The organism is Myroides sp. 1354, assembly GCF_030324495.1.
Classification (GTDB): Bacteria; Bacteroidota; Bacteroidia; order Flavobacteriales; family Flavobacteriaceae; genus Flavobacterium.
Genome location: NZ_JACAGN010000009.1, coordinates 51909 through 75198 on the forward strand (window position 1 = coordinate 51909; position 23290 = coordinate 75198).

Consider the following 23290-nt stretch of genomic DNA (forward strand, 5'->3'; position numbering starts at 1 on the left):
ACAGTGGCGAGTTAATAATAATGCTGATAATAATAGTGTTGTTATATAATTTCATTTTGTCAATTTCTAATTTGTTTCATAAAAAAAGCCTTTCCCAGAATGAGAAAGGCTTACAATTTGGCATATAGCAGCATCTCTCACAGTGGCGAGTTAATAATAATGCTGATAATAATAGTGTTGTTATATAATTTCATTTTGTCAATTTCTAATTTGTTTTTATAAAAAAAGCCTCCTAATTTCTCAGGAGGCTCTTCTTTTATATTATTTTGATTGTATCAAAATTATTCCCCCTCAGATTGTGAAACCACACCTGTAAAAATAATAGAAGAAATAATAATTGAATTGTACATTTTTTTTGTTTTTCTGGCGCAAACATAACTTATAATTTCGAAATACACAAATTCTTTAATCTTTTTTAATGAAAAGTATCAATGTGCAGTGTCCTTCAGGAAAAACAACTAGCAGAATTGCCACCAATAGATTTTTTTTTGGCTATGATAACTGTGTTTTTAATAGTCTTATTGATCAATTATCATTCGAGTTCTAGCAGTAAAAGCCAAACCGACTGGGGAGCTAAATTTTGTCTAAATGAGAGTAAACAAGTAGAAGTTTGCTTTATATGGGATTGATCTGAATTAGAACAAGCCGACATAAAAATAGGAGATCAAGTTACATCGATTAACGATCAAATGATAAATCAACTTTCCTATGCTGAATTTTGTGAACTAACGGCTTCTTTAAAGAAACTAAACAAGGCTACTTTTGGTTTTAAAAACACTAAAACAGAAAAGTTTGTTGAACTCAATAAGAATAATTAATTTTTAAATAGAAGATCATATTTTGTTTGCTTGTCCAATCTCCGCCATGGTAGACCACTAAGTACCTATAAAGTAGAAGTATTAGAAGCTAAACTTATCTTGACAAAAATCAAGATAAGACATGATACAAACCATCACTAAAAACAAAGGAGGAAGAAAACTAAAATCTAATCCTAAAAAATATAGACATGTTTTCAGACTTACTGAATCTGAAAACCAACGATTGCTTGCTTTGTTTGCATCATCTGGAATGACAAACAAAGCAAGCTTTCTTGTTTCTATGCTTTTAGACAGACAAGTTAAAACAGTCAAGATCGATGTGGCAGCATTGCAATATCATGCTACACTAACTAAACTAATTAACCAATTTAGAGCAGTAGGAGTAAACTACAACCAAATGGTAAAGCTATGCAATCAATACTTCTCAGAAAATAGAGCCAAACGTTCTATCTCAAAACTTGAAGAGTATACAAAGGACTTATCAAAGCTTTGTTATTACATTATCAAGCTAACCAAGGAGTTTGAAGAGAAATACCTAAATTCTAATCTATAAATTATGATAGTTAAGATTGGTAAAGGGAGTAATCTTATAGGAGCCTTGTCCTACAATCAATTAAAAGTTGATAAAGGACAAGGCTCCGTTTTGTTTACAAACAATCTGCCAGAACCAAATATCACTTCAAACTATATCGCTCAACTTTACAAGCACTTCGAACCCTATTTACTTTTAAATAACAAGACAGAAAAAGTTGTACGACATATTTCTTTAAATCCCAATCCCAATGATAAATTATCTGATGATACATTAAATGAAATAGCTAAACAATATATGGATAGTATGGGCTATAAAAATCAACCTTACATCATCTATAAGCATAGTGATATAGAAAGAGAACACATTCATATCGTAACAGTATGTACAGATTTAGAAGGAAAGAAAATTGATGATAAATACGATCATCTAAAATCAATGAAAACTTGTCGTGAAATTGAAAAGAAGTTTAATCTAACCTCTTCTATAAATCAAACAAAAGAGGAATCTAAACAAATTCAATTGAAACCAGTTGATTATACCAAACATAATTTAAAAGCTCAAATTGCCTCAGTAATAAGATATCTACCCAAGTATTATAAGTATGATAGTCTCACAAGTTATAATGCCTTATTATCTCTATTTAATATCAGAGCTGAAAGGGTGGAAGCTATTTACAACGAGCAAACAAAAAAAGGTTTAGTGTACTTTGCTTTAAATGAAAAAGGGGAGAAGGTTAGTAATCCGTTTAAGGCATCACTATTTGATAAAGATGCAGGCTATCAATCATTAAAAGGGTGCTTTTCAAAATCAAAGGAGATTTTACGAAGATCCCCAAACAAAGTTAATTTAAAACAGACAATTGAAGTAGCCTTAAACACAACCAACTCATTACAAGAGTTTAAAGGAGAACTTTTAAATCACGGAATAAACGTTGTTATTTTTCAAAACAAAGACAATCGTATCTATGGTGTAACTTTTATCGACCATAACTTAAAAGGTGTCTACAAAGGCTCTGATTTAAGTAAAGAGTTATCTGCTAATACACTGAATCAAAAATGGAGTAGTACAGAAGATTATCCTCGTTCAATTTTAATACTTTCTCAACAGGCTAATACTAATGAATCAGACGAGTTACATCCAATGTTTGAACATTTATATTCTGATACTACCAATTTTAATAATGATGAGTTTTTATCATTGTTTAATCTTTTAAATAATAACCAAGAGATAGATTATGAAGAGTTGAGTTTTGAGAAAAGAATCAAAAGAAGAAAAAAAAGATCTTTCTGAGACAGTGCACCTAATTAGATATTCATATTATGAGCACTTTTAAAACAAATAACTATCTAAGTCAAATATAAAAGCCTGTAAACTCATTAAATTTACAGGCTTTTGTTTCGTTTTGAAACCTTTATAAGGTAATTATTCTAATTATGTTGTGGAGAAAGAGGGTTAGCCTCTTTTGTTCCGTATGCTTTATAAATAGGGATGTTCACTTTTTTAAATTGTGGTGAGCACCTTATTCGGAAAGTTTTGGGCTATGATTGGAATCATTTGATTCATTACGTAAAGATAGTCTTTTTGAAATAAATAATATTTTGGATGTTTGACATTTGTTTATACTTTCCTTTTTAAAGATAGTTTATGTAAACTTTTCTACTATACCTTCTAATCTAACGGTTAAATCATCATGTGTAATGATGTTGTGCCCTTTGGGCAAGACGAAAGCTTAGTTATTTAAGATGTTTTTTTTCTGTTTTTTCTAAAATACTATTTCTTATAAATGCAAGTACTCCTATAGATATTAAACTTATAATAAAAATCAGTTCTGTTGAAAGATTTAATTTACTAAAAATCAATACATTTAGCCCTGTATTTGTTAACCCAATTATCCAGTAATAAGTTTCGCAAATGTTTTTCAATTGATTTACTCTTTCCTCTAACCTTGTTTTAATTTCTCTAAAATATTTTTTTTCTTCTGGGAAAACTAAAAAAAAATTATTTGAAATTAGTTTTTTATAATCTCTTTCAGAAACTGTTTTTATGTATGCTAAATCATTAAAATTAATTTTTAGCAAGAGAACTAAATAAACATTAGTTATTAATACTGTAATAATAATCATTGATAAAAATTGAACAGAAATTTGAACTTTTTCTAAAGCAAATAATGTTGTCGCAATAACAATGGGTAAACCTATTATTTTTTGAGTGATATTAGAGAGAATCTCAGAAATTTCTTTAAAATATTTACTTTTATATTCATCATATTCTTTTTTGATTGAGTTAATAGATAAATTATTCAAATAAATTTCAAAATTTATCTTTGCATCTTTTATTATTTTGTCTAAATTTTCAAATAACTCATTAATTCGTATGTCTTTTTTACTTTTTGAAGAAAATTCAATGATTGAATTTTTTAAAAATTTTGGCAAATGTAAATTTTCTTTACTAAAACAAGATTTAAATTCTTCAACAGGAATACTATAATCGATTTTACTATCGAAGTGATATATTTCATTATAGTAATTTATGATTATTCTTCCTTTCTCACTTAAACTTGTAAATACAATTTTTCTGTTTGTTTTGTTTACATAATCTACAAAGTGGAATGCTTCATCAGAATCGATTTCTTGTGATTTTATAAATTCGATGAATTCGTTGAATGATATTGAATTTGAAAATAAAAAATTATTTTCATCTTCAATAAAATTAGTAAAAGTTTTGCCATCAATTAACGAGAGTGGAATACCTTCTTTATTGATTATTAAAACGTTTCCCGTTTTTACTACTTCATTCATTTTTAGATAATCAATTGTTTTTTCAAAAACATAGAAATCTAAATCATTTTTCTCAACAGTAAGAGATTCTTCTCTAATTTTTAGAAAATTTATATTCAAATCAGATAATTCTTTTTCAATATCTTTAGAATAGCAAAAAACGATATCATCTGAATTTATAGAAAATTCAGATTTTTTAAATACCTCAAATATATGTTTATGGTTATCTATCATTAGTTGTTATCTATTTCAACTCTTAATGCATTTGCAAAGCTTTCTGATTCAATTATGACAATATTTGGATCTTCTTCAGAAATTCTAATTTTATCGTTTAAAGTTCCTCTTGAAAATTTTAAATTTATTCCATCACGATTTACTTCAAGTTTGATGAATTTTTTAAGTTGTCTTTTGTTATATCTAAATTCTGTATCTAATGATATATTGTTTTCATCTGCATAATCTGAGACAGTATTAGGATTTCCATAGAAATGTTGACTTAAATCTCGAATGTTGACAGTGTTATTTGGACTTGAAGAAGTATAATTATATACTAAATTTCTAAAAGCTTCAATTGGATATTGAACATTAGTTTCTGGGTTAATTGGGGGAATAATTTGGCTGATTATTGTATATAATGCTTTTGTATAATCACTACTACTTTCAAGTTGCTGAATAGAAACCCAAGTTTTAAAATATTCAGAAACTTCTTGCTGTCTTAATTGTGTAAAAGAAATGTAATTTGTTCCTTCACTATTAATTCGATTTTCATTTATCCGACAAGCCATTGCAAGATTTTTGGTATCTACATATTCAACAGTTTGAATTGAAAATGAATTTTGGGTTCTTCTTAAAATTCTTCCTTCAACGTCACGAATTAAAAAAATTGAAATAAAGTCATAACCATTTTCACTATATTCTGAAAAAACAAAATATCCACCCGTTGCAAAAATTACGGGTCTTATAAATTCAACCAAATTCCCCATTACAAGTCTCGTGAAACTAATGAAATCAGCATCATTTCTATCTGTTTCTCTGTATTCTGAAAATTTTTCAGGAAAATATTTACCTTCTGAATTGTCAAAGATTGCATATAAAATTTTATCGGTTTTATAGCTATCTGAAAGTGCTGATACCAAAGCTGCCGATTCTTCATTATTTGGAATTAATTCCTCTGACAGCTCTATTGCAACTTCTCTGCTTTCTTTTTCTTTTATTAATTCGTGAATTATTATTTTCCTTAATTCCATTTTATTGTCTCTTTTTTTGTAGATATATTGTTTTTTGTATTTTATAAAAAATGCCACACAACGTTTCAGGGCTTGCCGCACGTGGCGGAAATTGAAACGAAAATTTTTAGTTTAGCGACATGATAAGCAAAAATCTAATTAATTGAATAAATTTTAAGAAAAAGACCGCATATTTGGATTTTTTCAAAAAAGAAGGCCAAAACTTTAACCTTAGCCTGCCTTTGCTTCAAGCCATTGTTACGCCTTCGTACTTTATTTATTATACTAGTTTTTTATATTAGTAAGATTAATCTTATTAATGCTTCTTAGAAATGACTCATTTGTTGTTCTAGAAACTAATATGGTTTTGAGTTCATTCCAATATTCAATCTCAACGGATTTTGAAATACTATTACAAATTAAAAATGCGATTGCTTCTTCAAAATCAATCCACTTTTCACTCATTATTATTTCTGTCCTTGGAGAATTTAGGTCTAAATCTCTATTGCCTAAAATATCAACAACTAAAACTAATGGGAAAGGCCATGATATCTTAACTTGATTATCTTTTCTTATCCATGGTTCAGGAAATAAAGTAGAAGGTACTTCAATTCCATGCAATGAAAGTCTCGAATTTGAACGTGAAAATTTACTTGATGTACTGTCTTCATTTATTTCTCCATCATCATTAATTGTTATTGATTTTGAAGATTCAGAAATAGAATTCTCTGATAATTGAATACTTCTTTCTAAAGTATATATTTTACCTTCGATTTCAACGTCTCTAGAGTTTAAATCAATTCTACTAACAGGTTTGCCGTGACTTTCTAAAACAGCAACTGTTGCTGATCCAACAATTCCAATCTCTTTATTGTCAAGCAATATTTCAAAAGTTCTAATGTTTTCATTCTGTTTCCAAGAATTATCTTTTATTGAGTTAGATGTAAATTCTTTAAAACTATTTTCATCTCTGATTTTATTATGGGACGTAGTTTCTATATTAATTTTAAATGGTGGGTTTGGAATAACATTTTCAACAGATTGAATAAAATCTTCTTCACTCATTCTTTCCCAAGGATTCTGAGTTTTTCGAAGAATTAATTTTGTAGTGGTACCAGGGGTTTCTCGTTTACCTTCTTTAATCCAAAAAATACTTTCCTGACCTTCAACAGTTATATTCAAGGCATCACTAGATTTATGAGGTGCATAAACTCTTTTTGTATCTACAATTAGAGTATCTGCTACCATAAAACATGACAAAATTCCAATACCAAATCTTGATGTCGGGGTAAAATCAGCATTTGATTCAGATTTTAAATTGTAAAAGTCTGTTGATTTATAAAATGACGAACCAACTTTTGAGTAGTAATTGTCAATTATATATTGATCCATTCCTGTTCCGTTATCTTCAATTTCAAGTATTATATCGTTATCCTCAATATAATATTTAATAGTTACTTCAGGTAGGTAAGGATTTCCCCATTTTGTTTCTTGTGCCTGCCTTAAAAGACAAGCATCAATAGAATTTTGCAATAATTCTCGTAAAGCAACCTCTGGATTTCCATAAAGTTTTGTGCCCATTAAAAGGTCAATAACTTGTCTCTTACTTAAGTTAAACTGTGTATCTCTATAAATGTACTTAGGTTTGTTACGAATATCTGTTTCTGTTCTTATTTTGTCACGATTAACTTTAAACGGAAATTTCAGATTGATTTCTCTATTTTTACTTTTGTTAAATTCATTAAGAGAATTAGCAATATTATTACAGATGCTAAGTTCTTGATCAATCATGTTACAGAAAGCATGTATTGATGCTTCAATTGCAGGATGTTTGCACTTCGCGTTAAATTGAATCAATTCAGGATTAATTTCCCAAGCTTCAACGGCTCTGTGTTTATTCCATTCATTTATTGATACAGGGTGTCTTACATATAGATGAGAATAAAGAACTGGTGGAGTTCTTTTAGCATCAAAATCTAAAATATCAGAGAGCCTCAAAATAATTCCAACTAAAGGAAGACAAGCAAAATTATTTGAACCACAAAGAAAGTTTTTATCAAGTTCAAGCAAGGTTAATGCGTCTTCATTATGACTAAAACAAATTTGAGCTAATTCAACAGTCAAATCTGTATCACGAAAAAGTATTTTTCCATTCCAAGCTCTGTCAATAATTTCTCTAGCTCGATCCGCATGTGTTTGACGAATAAACTCTGTTACCAAATATGATTTAATAGTATCGGCCTCTGTATTTTTTCCTTGTGTTATTAATCGATTAATTATTTCATTTTGGTCAGGTCTTGCTGAATAAAATCTTTTAAATTCATTATATGATTTCTCTTCACCACTATCTTCAAATACAGGTTCAGTGTCCCAGTTTTTTTTCCATGCTAAGACATCTTTTTCATCTGGTGACATGCCTATATCATGAAAAAAAGCAGATAATATAAGTAGCATCAATTCGGGTGAGGAGAGTTTTTTTATTACAGGCTCTGTTAGAAGTTTTTCCATTAAATTTAACACTCTAAATAAATGGTCTCCGTCATGGAGTGTAAACTCACCCATGTGTTTTATTATGGTTTTTGTACGTTGAAAAGCATATGATACAGCTTCATCTATTAATGCAATTACCTCAGTGTCCTTATCCTGACATTTATTTTTTAATGTATTATAAATTAAATTTTTTTGAAGCCTCAATAGGTATTCATCTTTATAATCGTCTAGCATTTTAAATTAGTTCACATTAATATTAGTATTGTCTATCTTTTTGCATGAGGCATAATATTATTTTTTACACAACACAGTGTAGTATCCTAAAATAACACCTATATGCGTATTTTATTAAATCTTTTACTACGATAATCAGTTTTTTATGAATTAAGATACTTACTAAAGTAACTGATTATAGATAGCAAAAACAATTCAACAAGATTATTTATTCTCTTCAAACATAACTTAATTTTCTTAATCTTTATTACGGAAATCCGTAAACCACTCAATATTTTGAGTCTATCTATTATTTCAACAAAAAACTAACGACTTCGGAGTAGTTTTCCAGCCCTCTGCAAGAGCAAGTCGTTTTGATGGCACAAACTGTATTTCGAGTGCCTCAAAACATAACTTGCTCTAATCTTTCGATTAGTAATTCCATCAATTTTACAAAGTAAAATCTAAAGTGATTTCATAGTAGTAAATCACCCGCTATTTGACATTAAAATGCCAAGTATTACCACAAAATGCCATAAATCAGATTTAGCTGGTTTATGAAGTTTCTTTGTATGTATAATCATATTTGCATAGGTAGATAGATCAGTTGCTTTGTACTGATGTATCTAAAAAAGTAAGTAAAAAGGTCATTACGCGCATTAGTATATAATTAGAGTAACAAGTAGTTATTTAAGTATCTATTATGTTACGTGCAAGCGTAGCTGTTTAACTATTTATGTAAAGCATTACATAGAAAAATATATAGCTAAACAGGTAATTAATTAACTAAGTATTTAATTCGGCTTATAGTTCACTACTTGACTAAGTAAAAAACTACTGATATAGATGACCACAAACTTACTGATAGACTAACGTATCTATTTACTTATGCAGATAGCTAAATACATACAATTATGAAAACAAAAAAGGAACCAATCTTTGTTGCTTTCTCATCTCAAAAAGGAGGAGTTGGTAAAAGCACATTTACAACGTTAGTGGCAAGTATTTTACATTATCAAATGGATTACAATGTAGTTGTCTTTGATGCAGATTTCCCACAACACAGTCTTATGAAAATGAAAGAACGAGATTTATCCATCGTGATGAAAAACGATGTGCTTAAAAAACTCGCTTATAAGCAGTTTACAACGATTAATAAAAAAGCATATCCGATTTTACAAGAAAAAGCGGATAATGTATTAGGCGCTGCAAAACAGTTTGTTATTGAATCACCAATTCCTATTGATATAGTTTTCTTCGATTTACCAGGTACGGTTAATACCGCTGGAATTCTAAACGCATTGTCGGGCATGCATTATATTTTTACGCCTATCACAGCCGATAGAGTAGTGATGGAAAGCACACTTGTTTTTACACAACTTTTACGAGATGTTGTTATGAAAAAATCAGAGACAGCAATACAAAGTATCAATCTATTTTGGAACCAAGTGGATGGCAGGGAAAGCACTCCTTTGTATGATATCTATAACCAAGCTATTAAGGAATTTGATTTCAGTTTAATGCAAAGTCAGATTAAAAGTAGTAGCAGATTTCGAAAGGAGAGTGAAACTATAAGTAAACTTGTTTTCCGCTCCACTTTACTACCACCAGATAAACGTCTGAGTAAAGCAAGTGGCTTAGACCTTTTTATAGAAGAATTTTTAACAATCATCCAATTATAATATCATGGAAAAAGAAAGCAAAAAACAACCGCATATTGATGAAGAACTAATGATGAGTCTAATGGTTGATGGAGTTAGAAAAGAAGGAATCAAAGAACCATCTCAGTTAGAGATTGAAAAAGTAGAAGAACAGAGAAAGATAGAGGAGACACCTTTAAAGAAGAACTCTGTTTCAAAACAAAAGAAGCAAACAAAGCAATCTGTTGAAACAGATTACGAAACTATCTTTTTTAAAAAATCAGATACCAATGCCAGAGATGGTAAGACAGTGTATATAAGACCTGAGTTTCATGAAAAACTAACTCGTATCATTCATATAATAGGTGAGGACAAAATAACAATTTATGCCTATTTAGATAATTTGTTAGACAATCACTTTGATGAGTTTGCTCAGCAGATTACCAAGAGTTACAATGACAAGTATAAACCAATCTAATAAGAAAGAAAATGAAAAATATATTCAAAAAAACAGAAGCAAAAAACGATACTAAGAAATATGAGGATCAGTTTTTAGTTAATCGATTACCTGCAAATAGTAAAGGAAAAGTGGTGTACATCCGCCCTGAACACCATGAGGTACTCATTCGCCTTGTTCAATTATCTAAAGAAAATAAGACAACGCTCTATGCTTATATTGATAATATCTTAGAACAACATCTTAAGGATCATTCAGATGATATCAAGTCTTATTTTCAAGAACATTTTAAACCAATTCTCTAATTTATGGAAATCGTTATCATAATCAGTCTTGTACTTGTACTTGTACTTGCTCTTTTGTTATTAGATAAAAATAAAACCAGTAAACAGGAGAACCCAATTAAAACAGAAGAGCTACCTTTTAAACAAGATATTCCTGTAAGTATTATAGGTGAAAGTAAACCAGTTGTTCTAAAGCAATCGCTAATGAGTCAAACAGAAGATGAACTTGATTTAGAAGAGGAAGAAAAAGAGTTAAGCAAGAATTTAGAACCTTTAGATAATGAGTTTACTCAAAGGGTTAGTACAGATGAACTTAATAGTTTTGTTAGATATATCGAAGAAGAGTTAATTAATGAGACTACAGTAAAAACAGCTAAAAAAATAGAAGGTTCAGAGTTATTGGAATTACTTCAACAGGCAATGCCTGATTCTGCTAAAACAATAGCAAAATTATTAGATCAATCCTTAAAGGAAAAATCACCAAAAAAAGAAGAAGAAGTAATAGGTAGTGAAGATTTTAATATAAATGATTTTGTGTAAAGAAAAACTTTGAAGGCGTTATAGTAAACCACACTTAACGCCTTTTTTATTACACCTTATCGCCATTTACATCCACTAGCTTCCACAACTCCTCTCTCAAACAGTTTTCAAAAGACATTTACCAAAATATCATGCAAAGGGCATGATTATAACTAATTAAATGTCATTCTTATGAAAACAAAAACAATCAAACAAAGGTTATTCTTACTACTTGTTGTGCTTAGCAGTTTACCACTCTTAGCTCAAGGAAATGGAACCGCAGGAATCACCGAAGCTACCCAAATGGTCACCTCGTACTTTGATCCAGCCACTAAACTTATCTATGCCATTGGAGCAGTAGTAGGACTTATTGGAGGGGTAAAGGTGTACAACAAATTCTCTAGTGGTGATCCCGATACAAGCAAGACAGCAGCAAGCTGGTTTGGAGCTTGTATTTTCTTAATTGTAGCTGCTACAATTCTTCGCTCATTTTTCCTTTAAATGATGCGCTTATGAAAAAGTATAGTATCAATAAAGGCATTGGAGCAAGCGTAGAGTTTAAAGGGCTCAAGGCTCAGTATCTGTTTTATTTTGCAGGTGGACTTTTGGGGAATCTTATTCTTGTTATGGTGATGTATATGGCTGGGGTAAACAATTTTATTTGTTTAGCCTTTGGGCTTGGTACATCAGGCTATCTGATCTACAAAGTATTTTCACTAAACAAGAAATATGGTCAGTATGGACTTATGAAGCTTCAAGCAAGAAAATACTTTCCAAAGTATATCATCTCAAGAAAAGAGGTAAAAGGGTATTTCAATAGAAACTTAAAATTAAGAAGTTATGAGAAATACAGCTAAGACAAATACACTTGAAAGAATGTTTCCGATTCTTTCGGTAGAGAACAACTGTATGGTCTCCAAACAAGGAGATATAACGGTTTGTTACAAGGTCATCTTACCTGAGATATTTACCATCTCAGATAAAGAATATGAAACTATTCACAGTGTGTGGCATAAAGCGATTAAAACGCTTCCTGAGTTTACGGTTTTTCACAAACAAGATTGGTTTGTAAAAGAGAGTTATCAGGCTGATTTTAAAGACGCAGAACAAAGCTATTTAAGCAGAAGCTTTGAAAGGCATTTTAATGAGCGTCCCTATCTGAATCACAGCTGTTATTTGTTTATCACAAAAACTACCAAGGAGCGAATTAAAAATCAGAGTAATTTTTCATCCCTTACAAGAGGGGACCTAATTCCAAAAGAAATCAGAGATAAAGACACGGTTCAGAGCTTTTTAGAGGCAACTACTCAACTTGAAAAAATCGTCAATGATAGTGGACTCATTCACTTAATTAAACTAACAGAAGAGGATATCATAGGCTCAGAAGATAAAAGTGGACTTTTAGAACAGTATCTGACTCTAAGCTCTACTAAAAGAGGAAGTCTTCAGGATATTGGCATCAGTGCTGAGGAGGTTAGAGTAGGAGATAATAAACTCTCTTTACATACCCTTTCAAGTACAGATGACTTGCCTACTGAGGTGTCTTATTTATCTCGTTATGAAAAACTATCAACCGATAAAAGTAGCATGGCTTTGTCGTTTGCCTCGCCTGTTGGACTACTACTTAATTGTAATCACATTTATAATCAGTATTTGTTTATTGAAGACAGTGAGTCTAATTTAAAGCAATTTGAAAAGTCTGCCAAGAATATGCATTCTCTAGCTAGATATAGCAGAGCTAATCAAATAAACAAGCAGTGGATAGAAGAGTATCTAAATGAAGCTCATAGTAAAGGATTAACATCCATTAAGGCTCACTTTAATGTAATGGCATGGTCTGATAATCATAGTGAGCTTAAACAGCTTAAAAACGACACAGGAAGTGCAATCGCTTCTATGGAGTGTGTGCCAAGACACAATACAGCGGATGCTCCCACACTTTACTGGGCAGGTATGCCAGGGAATAGCGGGGATTTTCCAAGTGAAGAAAGCTTTTATACGTTCATTGAACCTGCCTTATGCTTTTTTACAGGGGAGACCAACTACCAGAACTCGTTATCTCCCTTTGGAATTAAAATGGCAGATCGATTAACTGGTAAACCAATTCATTTGGATATTTCAGATCTCCCCATGAAAAAAGGAATTATCACTAACCGCAACAAGTTTATCTTGGGACCATCGGGAAGTGGTAAGAGCTTTTTTACCAATCATATGGTGCGTCAGTATTATGAGCAAAACGCTCATGTGCTTTTAGTTGATACAGGGAATTCTTACCAAGGATTATGTGAGCTCATTAAAGGCAAAACAAAAGGGGAGGACGGCGTATATTTTACCTACACTGAAGAAAACCCAATTGCTTTTAATCCCTTTTATACCGACGATGGTGTATTTGATATTGAAAAAAGAGAGAGTATTAAAACCCTGATCTTAACGCTTTGGAAGCGGGATGACCAGCCGCCCTCACGAGCTGAGGAAGTAGCACTTTCAAACGCAGTTAGTGGGTACATTCAAAAACTTCAAAATAGCGATATAAAACCAAGCTTCAACACTTTCTATGAGTATATCAAAACTGATTACAAAGCTGAGTTAGAAAACAAACAAGTTAGAGAAAAAGACTTCGATCTGGCTAACTTTTTAAATGTACTTGAACCCTACTTTAAAGGAGGTGAATATGACTATTTGTTAAACTCAGAAAGTGAGCTTGATTTACTTAATAAACGCTTTATCGTTTTTGAAATTGACGCAATAAAAGACCATAAAATTCTTTTCCCCATTGTGACTATTATCATTATGGAAGTGTTTATAAATAAGATGCGAAGACTTAAAGGACAGCGTAAACTAATTTTAATTGAAGAAGCTTGGAAAGCAATAGCTAAAGAGGGTATGGCAGATTACTTAAAGTATTTGTTTAAGACTGTTAGAAAGTTTTTTGGAGAAGCAATTGTGGTAACTCAAGAGGTGGATGACATCATCCAATCTCCGATTGTAAAGGAAAGTATCATCAATAATTCAGATTGTAAGATCCTGCTTGATCAGCGTAAATATATGAACAAGTTTGATGATATACAGGCGATGCTTGGACTCACTGACAAAGAAAAAGCGCAGATACTTTCTATTAATCTAAACAACAATCCAAATCGCCTTTACAAAGAAGTGTGGATTGGTCTTGGGGGAACTCTCTCTGGCGTATATGCTACAGAAGTAAGCTACTCGGAATATCTCGCTTATACTACAGAGGAGACCGAAAAGCTAGAGGTAATGAACCTGGCTAAAGCACTTGATGGTAATGTAGAAATGGCAATAAAACGCCTGGTGCAAGAAAGGCAAGAAGAAGAAGAATACAAGACAGTGCTCTAATCCAACTTCGCAAGGAAAATCGAGTGAAAAAACAATCAACTAAAACACAATCAAAATGAAAAAACTAACTCAGGTAGTTATAGTAGTGATGCTACTGGTTCTACCCATACAAATTCGCGCCCAATGGGTGGTGAGTGATCCTGGAAATTTAGCCTCAGGAATACTAAACAGTGCCAATGAAATTATTCAAACTTCTGCCACGGTGGATAATGTAATTAAAAATTTTAAAGAAGTAGAAAAAGTCTATAAACAAGGCAAAGAGTATTATGACAAACTGCAAGCGGTCAATAATCTAATTAAAGATGCAAGGAAAGTGCAACAAACAGTGCTGCTAGTTGGAGACGTCTCAGAGCTCTATGTCAAAAACTTTGGCAAAATGCTCAATGATCCAAATTTCTCTGCTCAGGAACTTGTCGCTATTGCCAATGGGTATAGCATTCTTTTAAATGAGAGTACCGAGCTTTTAAAAGAACTCAAGCAGATTATAAGCGCTTCGAGTCTTTCTTTAAATGACAAAGAGCGCATGGATGTAATAGACAGAGTTTACAATGAAGTAAAGGACTATCATAACCTTGTTAGTTACTACACTAGAAAAAATATAGGTATTAGCATCTTAAGAGCAAAAAAGAAAAATAATACTCAGAGGGTACTTGATCTCTATGGAACCTCCAATCAAAAATACTGGTAGCTATGGGAGAGAGTAATTTACACGAGGTACTTCAAAATCTCTATTATGATATGATGCCACTATCGGCTGAGATGGCAGGGGTGGCTAAAAGCTTAGCTGGTCTGGGGGCTCTTTTTTATATTGGCTTGAAAGTATGGCAAGCCCTAGCAAGCGCAGAACCTATTGATGTATATCCAATGCTAAGACCGTTTGCTTTGGGCATCTGTATCATGTTTTTTCCAACCCTTGTACTTGGAACACTAAACACGGTGCTTAGCCCAGTGGTTAAAGGGACACATCAGATACTAGAGAATCAAGTGATTGATTTAACGGGTTTGCAACAGCAAAAAGACGTTTTAGAAAAAGAAGCGATGCTCCGAAATCCAGAGACAGCATATTTAGTTTCTAAGGAAGAATTTGACAAAAAACTCGATGAGCTAGGTTGGTCTCCATCGGATTTAGCAACCATGAGTGGGATGTATATAGAAAAGGGAATTTATGAAACGCAGAAAGTAATTAGAGATGCCTTTAGAGATTTTTTAGAAATGATCTTTCAAGCCGCAGCCCTTGTTATTGATACGATTCGCACGTTCTTTTTAGTTGTGCTTTCCATACTGGGGCCCATTGCCTTTGCCATCTCAATATGGAGTGGTTTTGAATCTACACTTACCCAGTGGCTCACAAGGTATATAAGCGTATATCTCTGGCTTCCAGTAGCGGATTTATTTAGCGCCATGCTAGCTAAGATCCAATCGCTAATTATCGAAAGAGATATGCAGATGCTTTCAGATCCCAGTTTTATTCCCGATACCTCTAATACCGTTTATGTCATATTTATGATTATTGGCATTGTAGGATACTTTACGATTCCAACGGTAACAGGATGGGTAATTCAAGCCGGTGGAGCCGGAAACTTTATGCGCAATATGAATCAAACGGTGATGAAAACAGGAAATATGGCAACAGCGGGCGCAGGAGCAGTAGTTGGCAATATTGCTGGTAAACTCATGAAGAAATAGACATGATAAATTATAAAAACCAATAAACTATGGAATTTAAATCACTTCGAAATATAGAAAATAGCTTTAAACAGATTCGGCTTTATGCCATTGTATTTGCTACAGTTTGCTTACTAATTGTCGGTTTCTCTATCTACAAAAGTTATGATTTTGCTAAAGAGCAACGAGAGAAAATCTATGTTCTTGACAAGGGGAAATCCCTTATGCTTGCCCTATCTCAAGATGCGAGTATAAATAGACCAGTAGAGGCAAGAGAACACGTAAGGCGCTTTCACGAGCTGTTCTTTACCCTCTCACCTGAAAAAGCTGCTATTGAGAGCAATATGCAACGAGCGTTTAATCTCTCTGATAAAACTGCCTTTGATTACTACAAAGATCTACTTGAAAAAGGGTATTACAGTAGGGTTATCTCAGGAAATATTCAACAACGAGTTGAGGTAGATAGCATTAAAATAGACTTTAATGCCTATCCCTATAAAACAACGACCTATGCTACCCAGTACATCATACGATCAAGTAATCTAACCAAAAGAAACCTTGTTACAAGTAGTCAGCTCATATCTGCGGTTAGATCCGATAACAACCCTCAGGGGTTTATCATTGAGAAGTTTACTGTTTTAGAGAACAAAGACTTAGAAGTTGTTAAACGCTAAAAACAAAACTTATGAATAAGCTACAATTTTTAAGACATAGTTATTCCAGTAGGCTACAGACCTATTGGAATAGCCTCTCAATAAAAAGGCAACAATCTTTATTACTTACTGTATTTACATTCTATAGCCTTGTTTGCTTTTTTATTGTAAAGACAAGCTTTAGTTCTAAACTAACATCAGATAGTCAAGAGAAACAAAACAATATCAGGCCTGTAAAGTATTTGCTTGAAAAGCAAAAGGTAAAATCAACTATTAAAATCAAGAGTTATGAACCACAATCAAACAAATAAAACCCACCAGATAGAGAAAGTACCCAAAGAAAATAAAGTATTTCAAGAGCTTATAGAAAAACACAAAAAGTATATTGTTTTTGCTTTAATGGGGATTGTATTTTTAGGGGCAATGTATCTTTTGTTTAAACCAGAAGATAAGGAGCTTATCACACACAATGATTCAGTTCCCGAAGCAATAACACAGGGGATGCCAACAGACAAGGTCAAAGCCTATGAAAAAGAGCTATGGGAACAAAAAAAGCAGGAAAATGAAAACCAGATGCACTCCTTAGCGGATTATTGGAATGAGTCTCAAGAAGAGTCAACTAGCCATTATAATCATCAAGATTACAACGAGGAGCCTACCAACACTTCTTATGAAAGATCATTTCAGAACTATAAGCAAAGCCAAGAGGTACTCAGCAGTTTTTATGATAATACAACAAACTCTGAAACTGATAAGTTTAAAAAGCAAATAGAAGAGTTAGAAAAACGACTTGAAGAAAAAGAAACTCCAACTGCTCTTACGATGGATAATCAATTAGAGCTTATGGAAAAGTCATTTCAGATGGCGGCAAAGTATTTACCAGGTGGACAAAACCAAACTGAATTACCATATTCAAGTGAAACTACAAATGTCAAAACAATTTCAAGTAAAAAACAGGCTATAATAGTGGTTGACAAAACAAATAAAGATATTGTCTCTTCACTTGTAAAACCGATGAGTTTACAGGATTTCTTACCTATTAATCTTGAAAATAATCCAACCTTTTATACAGCAGAAGGAGAGCGTAAAACGCAAACTCATAAAAATAGCATACGAGTTAGTTTCAAAGAAGATCAGGTCATTATAAACGAAGGTTATATTAAATTAAAACTCTTAGAAAGTATAGTAATAAACGGAGCTCTGTTACCTGAGACGAGTACGCTTATTGCTAAAGTCAAAGTAAGTAACGGTAGATTAGAGCTTAGTGTAAACTCTATTAAAATCGACAATACCATCATAGAAACAGAGCTTATTGGTTATGATAATTATGGACAAAAAGGCTTAGAGGTATTAGACCTTCAAGAAATAAGCGCTTCGAAAGAAATCATAGCTAATATGGGACAGACCGCAGGTACAAGTATATCGATGAGTAGATCTGCTTCAGATCAAATAGCAGGAGATCTAACCAAAGGACTCATTCAAGGCGTGTCAGGATATTTTTCAAAGAAAGTAAAAGCCCAACGAGTAACCTTAAAACAAGGACAAGAGCTGTTTCTTGTTCCTAAAGAATAAAAATTAATCATCAAGTAAAAACAATTCATTATGAAAACAATTATTAAATATATGCTATTGTGCTTACTAGCAGTAAACACTGTAACGGCTCAACAAAACAGTCAATCTATTAATTTATCTAATGCTGAGGTAACACCATATGAGATAGAGCTTACCCAAAACAAAACAACTCACATCCTTTTTCCAAGCAGTATTGAGTATGTGGACTTAGGAAGCAGTGAAATAATTGCTAATAAAGTAGAGGCTACTTCTAATGTACTTCGTTTAAAAACAATAAAAGAAGACATCACAGCTACAAATTTTACAGTCATTACAAACGATGGTAAATACTATAGTTTTAATGCTACCTATCATGAACAGCCAATACAACTTAGCTATGACCTAACTAAGTTTGAAAAACAGAAAAGTAAAAAGCAAAGCGAAGTCCTATTTAAAGATTTAGGTAGTATCAGTCCAAGTTTAGTTGATCTTTTGATGAAAGCAATTATCAAAAAGAATAAGAAAGAGCTAAACATTAAAAGCAAAACATACGGGGTAGAAGCATGGTTAAAAAGTATTTATACTCAAGATGGTAAACTTTACTTTCACATCTCAATTAGTAACAAAAGTAATTTACCATATGAGGTTGATTATGTCAGTTTTAAAATTAAAGATAGAAGAACCTCAAAACGAACAACAATTCAAGAAGTGGCTTTAAAACCAATTAGAAGTTATTCTGACTATCAAACGATAAATAGCCAAAGTAAGCAAGATAATGTTTTTATATTAGATCAGTTTACTCTGCCTGATAAACAGGTGCTTTTAATCGAAATCAATGAAAAGAATGGAATTAGAAAACAAAAATTAGCTGTTAATAAAAATAAAATTCAGAATGTATTGATGGTGAATAAAATTAAATTTTAAGTTTTTAATAATAAAAATGAAGGCGTCTATCAATCATTAAGTTTTGATTAGACGCCTTTGTTTTAAGTTTTAATAAGTTCATATATGTATTTGAGTTTTAAAAGGAATAATTGGATATATTTGAAGTTAACCTTCTAAAAACCTATTTGTTATGTCAAATTATGTCTATTTTAAAACAAAAACAGATTACTTATATAATGTAGAATCAAAAAATGATATTTTCAGTGATGATCTCTTAGATTTAATTAAGGATACTGAACTAAAAGAATTAATTATCAATAAATATGACTTAGATAAAAATATCCTGATCAATATTGATAAGGCTGATATAGTATATAATCAAATCAAGAGCTATGTCGATAGATTTGAGTTGTTGAGGTTAACTGTCCCTGAGAATAAAGTAGATACTTTTTTGAAAGAGAATCCAGAAGAGAAGAAGTACGACTATTATTTTAATATCAAAGAAGCTTGTATTGATGAAAATACAGGAGAAATGATAGAGAACCTTGAGGCGGTAGCTATTTATGATTCACTTGATTTGTTTTATAAAGATCGAAGTTTATCACAATATGTAAAGTCTTTAAATAAATCTAAGAACTTAAATAAAAGTCAATTATTAGATGATTTGAATGTTTCTTGGAAAAGACACTTTGAGAAGTATCCCAAAGATGTTAAACCAAAAATATTTAGAGTATTAAAAAATAAAGACTTATACTACGTCAAAAGTATAAATAGTAAGCTATATAAGGAATATGGGATAGCTGAATCTTTTGTTTTATCAATGCTTGAATTGAATAAAATTCATTTGAGAGAGGAGGTTAATTTTACTATTTCATCTATTTCGTTGAGAGAATCAAAAATAGATATGATTATTTCTTTGGATAAAAAGGTATTAATAAAAGATGTCGGTTATTTTAGACCTTCTATTTCAATTAGAAATGAAGATACAGGAAATGCTTCCTTAGGAGTACATACAAGTATAGAGTTTTATCCTAAAAATAACGGGGATAACAATAAGATATACTTGTTCCCTAAAAAAGATAAGGATAGTAACAAAATTGAAAATAAAACAACTGCAAACCATACCATAAATCAAGATACGTTATTAGAGTTATTTGAATCAATATCAGATTTATTTGATTATTTAAAACAAGTAGAAAAAGATTTTAAATTTTATAATGATGCTCAGCATCCAGATGAACTTAGGCAAAAAATCGCTGAAAAAGTTTGTAATACAAAAGGTATGTTTAAGGGGCTAACAAAACTACAAGGGCTGTTTGAAAGGAAAAAAGATCAACAGATTACTAATCTTCAAAATTTACTTGAAATGTGTGGGAAGGCAGAAATGTTAGACATGGATTTTGATCTTAAGTTCAAACTTAGATATCTAATATCAAACGTGCTTTTATATGGTAATAATACGATTAAATAGATTATAATCAGATAAAAGAGGGAAATCTGAGTATGGAAAAATTTAGAAAATCTGATCAGTTTTATATTGATCAATATGATAGACATACAATAGAAGAGCTTAAAGAGTTAGAGTTGCAAATTGAGAAAGTTTACAAAAAAATAAAAACTAATCAGAATTCAGAACATGATTCTGATTATTTTAAGCTTCAAATGCAGTATCAAGATACAGCTGTTCATTTTGCGAGGCAAAGAGAGAAACTTATACAGTCCCGTATTTATGAAGATGAAAAAAGGGATAGATCAATTCAATCAGTACCTATACCTAAAAATGTAAGGTGTAATACTTGCCTTGAACAGATGAAATTTGATATGTTTGATTTTGTAGAAAATGATTCAGAGATAATATTTGTTTTTTCATGTAATCATAAACATCTACCTAAAAAAGCAATTTATGCAGATGGTAGAGAGTTCTATGTTGCCAAACATCTATGTAGCTATTGTGGAGGGAAGCTTAATAGTACTAAAAATGAAACAAATGGTAAGTTGACTTTAATTGATACCTGTGAACAATGTAATCAAGTTGAAACTATAGAAATAAATCGTTCTGGTAAAAAGATATTACCTATCAATGAAGATGAACGAAAAAAATATTGTACAGATTTTATAGGATCAAATACTTTTTATGAAGATTTAGAGGCAATAACTAATTTAAGTATTAGTCTTGATCAAGATAGCGAAATTGATGTCAATAAATTGAAACAATTAAATATAGCACAAGTAGAAAAGGTATTATCTGAAGAACTTGAAAAAGCAAAATTCACTAAAATTCAATTTGAAAAACCTCAAGTTGGTAGATATTTAACTGTAGAGTTTTTAGCTCAAGATTTATCTGATAGAAATGAAACTAATAGCGTAAATAAGCTGGTACAAATAATTCAAAAAGTTTTATTCTCAACTAACTGGAGATTAGATGTAAATAGTGTTTCCTGTAAATTAGGATTTTTAAGTGCTCATATTAAAGGATATTCAGTGAAAGAAGATTTACTTAGGATTCTTAAAGAGATAAGATGAATAAAATAGTGCTGTATGATTGGGTGTTTTTTTATTTGTTATCTTCTAAACCTAAGTTATCTTTACTAATTAGTTTTGTAAATAGAATGAAATGGCTATACCTAAACATGATGAACTAAGAGTACCAATACTTGAAATTTTAAGTGATGGTCAACAGTATAAATTAAAACAGTTTCAAAAGCCTTTAGCAGAGAGGTTTAAATTAACAGATGAAGAGATTAATGAAATGTATCCATCAGGTAATGGGCATGTTTTTTATGATCGTATCTCGTGGGCATTAAGCTATATGAATATGGCTGGTTTATTAGATAAACCCAGCCGTGGAGTTTATGTTATTAATACGAAGGCTAAAGAACTTTTAAAGACACCTGAAAAGATAAATTATTATATAGATGATAAAATGTCTAAGAGGGAAAAGAAAAAAAACTCTGGAGAGGAGTTGATAAATGATTTTCGAATTTCGAGAATACAAGAAGATGCTACACCTTCTGAAAAGTTGTATGCCTCTTTTACAAATATTAAAAATGCTGTTTATGATGAGATTATTGAAAGTATTCTTAGTAAGAGTCCAGCATCTTTTGAACGATTAGTTGTGATGTTATTGCAAAAAATGGGATATGGTGGTGAAGTTAAAGATTCAGGATTGGTAACGCAGATTTCTAACGATGGAGGTATAGATGGTGTTATAAAGGAAGATGTGCTTGGTTTTGGTCGTATTCACATTCAAGCTAAAAGGTTCAACTCTAAGTTATCGGTAGGGAGACAAGATATACAAGGTTTTGTAGGTGCATTAGCTGTAGCTCAATCTAATAAAGGGGTATTTATCACGACATCTTATTTTACACAAGGAGCGAAGGATTATGTAAAGAGTTTAAATGGATCTACTACAGTTGTTTTGATTGACGGAAAGGATTTGGCAGAGTATATTTATGAGTATGGACTTGGTATGCAAGTAGAACAAACTATTGAAATTAAAAAGTTAGATGCTGATTTTTGGGATAGTTTTGAAGATGATAATAGATAAACTTTTTATATTTTAAATAGTATTAATGCATTAAAAATCTTCGACTTAAAAGCTGATCTAATTCATGGTACACAAAAAAACAAAGCCTGAAAACCGCAATTTATAAGACATACGGAGTAGGGTGTAAAACCTTTTTAAGGTACTTAAAAACCGATAGCTTATGCTATCGGTTTTTTATGTTTACACTATTCTACTTTTTATAATTTTACGCTAACATTTTTTTTCAAATGTAAATTTCAAGTGTACTACATTCTCCTTTATCCTTCACCAATAAAGGACCATAACTTTTTGCGCCGACATTTTAATTCAAGAAAAACCTCCTAAATATTCCTCTTTTTCAAGACATATTCGCGAGCTTTTTCCTGAAGTTGATCATCAGATAAAGACTTGTTTTTAAGTAACCACTCATCAATTTCAGATTTTTCAAAGAATAAGTATTTACCATTAGGTTTAGAGTAGGGGATCTTACTAAAATGAACCAAGTGATAGATATATGATTTTTTAAAACCAGTATATTTCTCTAGTTCTTCAACAGATAATATTTCCTTATTATTAGAGATAATTAGTTGCTCTAAATAATCAAGCTTTTCAAGTATAAGTTTAATAGATTCCATAATTAATTGTTTTTGGATTTAGAAGCAAACTACAGCTATATCATAAACGACTAAAGCCA

The 23290-nt window shown here is 31.3% G+C and carries 22 protein-coding genes; 18 read left to right on the forward strand and 4 right to left on the reverse strand.

Annotated elements, in window-relative coordinates; all coding sequences use genetic code 11:
* Positions 1 to 942: 942 nt before the first annotated feature.
* Together HX004_RS10730 and mobB are read left to right on the forward strand one after the other, a co-directional pair.
* The gene (locus tag HX004_RS10730; RefSeq protein ID WP_286442569.1) at positions 943 to 1371 is read left to right on the forward strand and encodes a plasmid mobilization protein; all 429 of its coding nucleotides are present in this window, start codon (positions 943 to 945) and stop codon (positions 1369 to 1371) included.
* A 3-nt stretch (positions 1372 to 1374) separates the two neighbouring features.
* Positions 1375 to 2643, forward strand: coding sequence for a conjugal transfer protein MobB (gene mobB, locus HX004_RS10735; RefSeq protein WP_286442492.1), 1269 nt, complete (start codon positions 1375 to 1377; stop codon positions 2641 to 2643).
* A 443-nt stretch (positions 2644 to 3086) separates the two neighbouring features.
* Here the strand turns inward: mobB and HX004_RS10740 are convergent, their stop codons facing one another.
* The 3 genes from HX004_RS10740 to HX004_RS10750 form a co-directional block, all read right to left on the reverse strand.
* Positions 3087 to 4364, reverse strand: a complete 1278-nt coding sequence (locus HX004_RS10740; protein WP_286442493.1) for a hypothetical protein — start codon at positions 4362 to 4364, stop codon at positions 3087 to 3089.
* The gene (locus HX004_RS10745; RefSeq protein ID WP_286442494.1) at positions 4364 to 5377 is read right to left on the reverse strand and encodes a nucleoid-associated protein; all 1014 of its coding nucleotides are present in this window, start codon (positions 5375 to 5377) and stop codon (positions 4364 to 4366) included. Before HX004_RS10745 ends, HX004_RS10740 begins: the two co-directional genes overlap by 1 nt.
* Positions 5378 to 5641: 264 nt before the next feature.
* Entirely contained in the window at positions 5642 to 8080 is a 2439-nt protein-coding gene (locus tag HX004_RS10750) for an HD domain-containing protein (RefSeq protein ID WP_286442495.1), read from the reverse strand.
* An 893-nt stretch (positions 8081 to 8973) separates the two neighbouring features.
* On the opposite strand from HX004_RS10750, the gene HX004_RS10755 reads away from it, so the two are divergent.
* From HX004_RS10755 to HX004_RS10830, 16 genes are all read left to right on the forward strand, one after another.
* Entirely contained in the window at positions 8974 to 9741 is a 768-nt protein-coding gene (locus tag HX004_RS10755) for a ParA family protein (RefSeq protein WP_286442496.1), read from the forward strand.
* 4 nt (positions 9742 to 9745) lie between these two features.
* Positions 9746 to 10177, forward strand: a complete 432-nt coding sequence (locus HX004_RS10760) for a DUF3408 domain-containing protein (protein ID WP_286442497.1) — start codon at positions 9746 to 9748, stop codon at positions 10175 to 10177.
* 11 nt (positions 10178 to 10188) lie between these two features.
* A complete protein-coding gene (locus tag HX004_RS10765) occupies positions 10189 to 10461 on the forward strand; it encodes a DUF3408 domain-containing protein (protein ID WP_286442498.1) in 273 nt (90 codons plus the stop codon).
* Between the two features lie 3 nt (positions 10462 to 10464).
* Positions 10465 to 10980, forward strand: coding sequence for a hypothetical protein (locus tag HX004_RS10770; protein WP_286442499.1), 516 nt, complete (start codon positions 10465 to 10467; stop codon positions 10978 to 10980).
* A gap of 171 nt (positions 10981 to 11151) precedes the next feature.
* The gene (locus tag HX004_RS10775) at positions 11152 to 11460 is read left to right on the forward strand and encodes a DUF4134 domain-containing protein (protein WP_039328054.1); all 309 of its coding nucleotides are present in this window, start codon (positions 11152 to 11154) and stop codon (positions 11458 to 11460) included.
* Between the two features lie 11 nt (positions 11461 to 11471).
* Positions 11472 to 11816 carry a DUF4133 domain-containing protein gene (locus HX004_RS10780; RefSeq protein ID WP_286442500.1) on the forward strand — a complete coding sequence of 115 codons (345 nt, stop codon included), beginning with the start codon at positions 11472 to 11474 and terminating at the stop codon, positions 11814 to 11816.
* Entirely contained in the window at positions 11800 to 14316 is a 2517-nt protein-coding gene (locus HX004_RS10785; RefSeq protein WP_286442501.1) for a TraG family conjugative transposon ATPase, read from the forward strand. Before HX004_RS10780 ends, HX004_RS10785 begins: the two co-directional genes overlap by 17 nt.
* An 88-nt stretch (positions 14317 to 14404) precedes the next feature.
* Positions 14405 to 15004, forward strand: coding sequence for a DUF4141 domain-containing protein (locus HX004_RS10790; protein WP_445640815.1), 600 nt, complete (start codon positions 14405 to 14407; stop codon positions 15002 to 15004).
* Between the two features lie 2 nt (positions 15005 to 15006).
* Positions 15007 to 16002, forward strand: coding sequence for a conjugative transposon protein TraJ (traJ, locus tag HX004_RS10795; protein ID WP_286442503.1), 996 nt, complete (start codon positions 15007 to 15009; stop codon positions 16000 to 16002).
* Positions 16003 to 16031: 29 nt separating this feature from the next.
* Complete coding sequence (gene traK, locus HX004_RS10800) at positions 16032 to 16655, forward strand: conjugative transposon protein TraK (protein ID WP_286442504.1); 624 nt, start codon at positions 16032 to 16034, stop codon at positions 16653 to 16655.
* Between the two features lie 11 nt (positions 16656 to 16666).
* Positions 16667 to 16945, forward strand: a complete 279-nt coding sequence (locus tag HX004_RS10805) for a hypothetical protein (RefSeq protein ID WP_286442505.1) — start codon at positions 16667 to 16669, stop codon at positions 16943 to 16945.
* A complete protein-coding gene (gene traM / locus HX004_RS10810) occupies positions 16923 to 18206 on the forward strand; it encodes a conjugative transposon protein TraM (RefSeq protein WP_286442506.1) in 1284 nt (427 codons plus the stop codon). Before HX004_RS10805 ends, traM begins: the two co-directional genes overlap by 23 nt.
* Positions 18207 to 18236: 30 nt before the next feature.
* Entirely contained in the window at positions 18237 to 19109 is an 873-nt protein-coding gene (gene traN, locus HX004_RS10815; protein WP_286442507.1) for a conjugative transposon protein TraN, read from the forward strand.
* Positions 19110 to 19260: 151 nt separating this feature from the next.
* Positions 19261 to 20541 carry a hypothetical protein gene (locus tag HX004_RS10820; protein WP_286442509.1) on the forward strand — a complete coding sequence of 427 codons (1281 nt, stop codon included), beginning with the start codon at positions 19261 to 19263 and terminating at the stop codon, positions 20539 to 20541.
* Between the two features lie 32 nt (positions 20542 to 20573).
* On the forward strand, positions 20574 to 21593 hold the full coding sequence (locus HX004_RS10825; protein ID WP_286442510.1) for a hypothetical protein: 1020 nt from the start codon (positions 20574 to 20576) through the stop codon (positions 21591 to 21593).
* A 91-nt stretch (positions 21594 to 21684) separates the two neighbouring features.
* A complete protein-coding gene (locus tag HX004_RS10830; protein WP_286442511.1) occupies positions 21685 to 22617 on the forward strand; it encodes a restriction endonuclease in 933 nt (310 codons plus the stop codon).
* 320 nt (positions 22618 to 22937) lie between these two features.
* On the opposite strand, the gene HX004_RS10835 is transcribed toward HX004_RS10830, so the two are convergent.
* The gene (locus HX004_RS10835) at positions 22938 to 23231 is read right to left on the reverse strand and encodes a helix-turn-helix transcriptional regulator (protein ID WP_286442512.1); all 294 of its coding nucleotides are present in this window, start codon (positions 23229 to 23231) and stop codon (positions 22938 to 22940) included.
* Between the last annotated feature and the right edge of the window lie 59 nt (positions 23232 to 23290).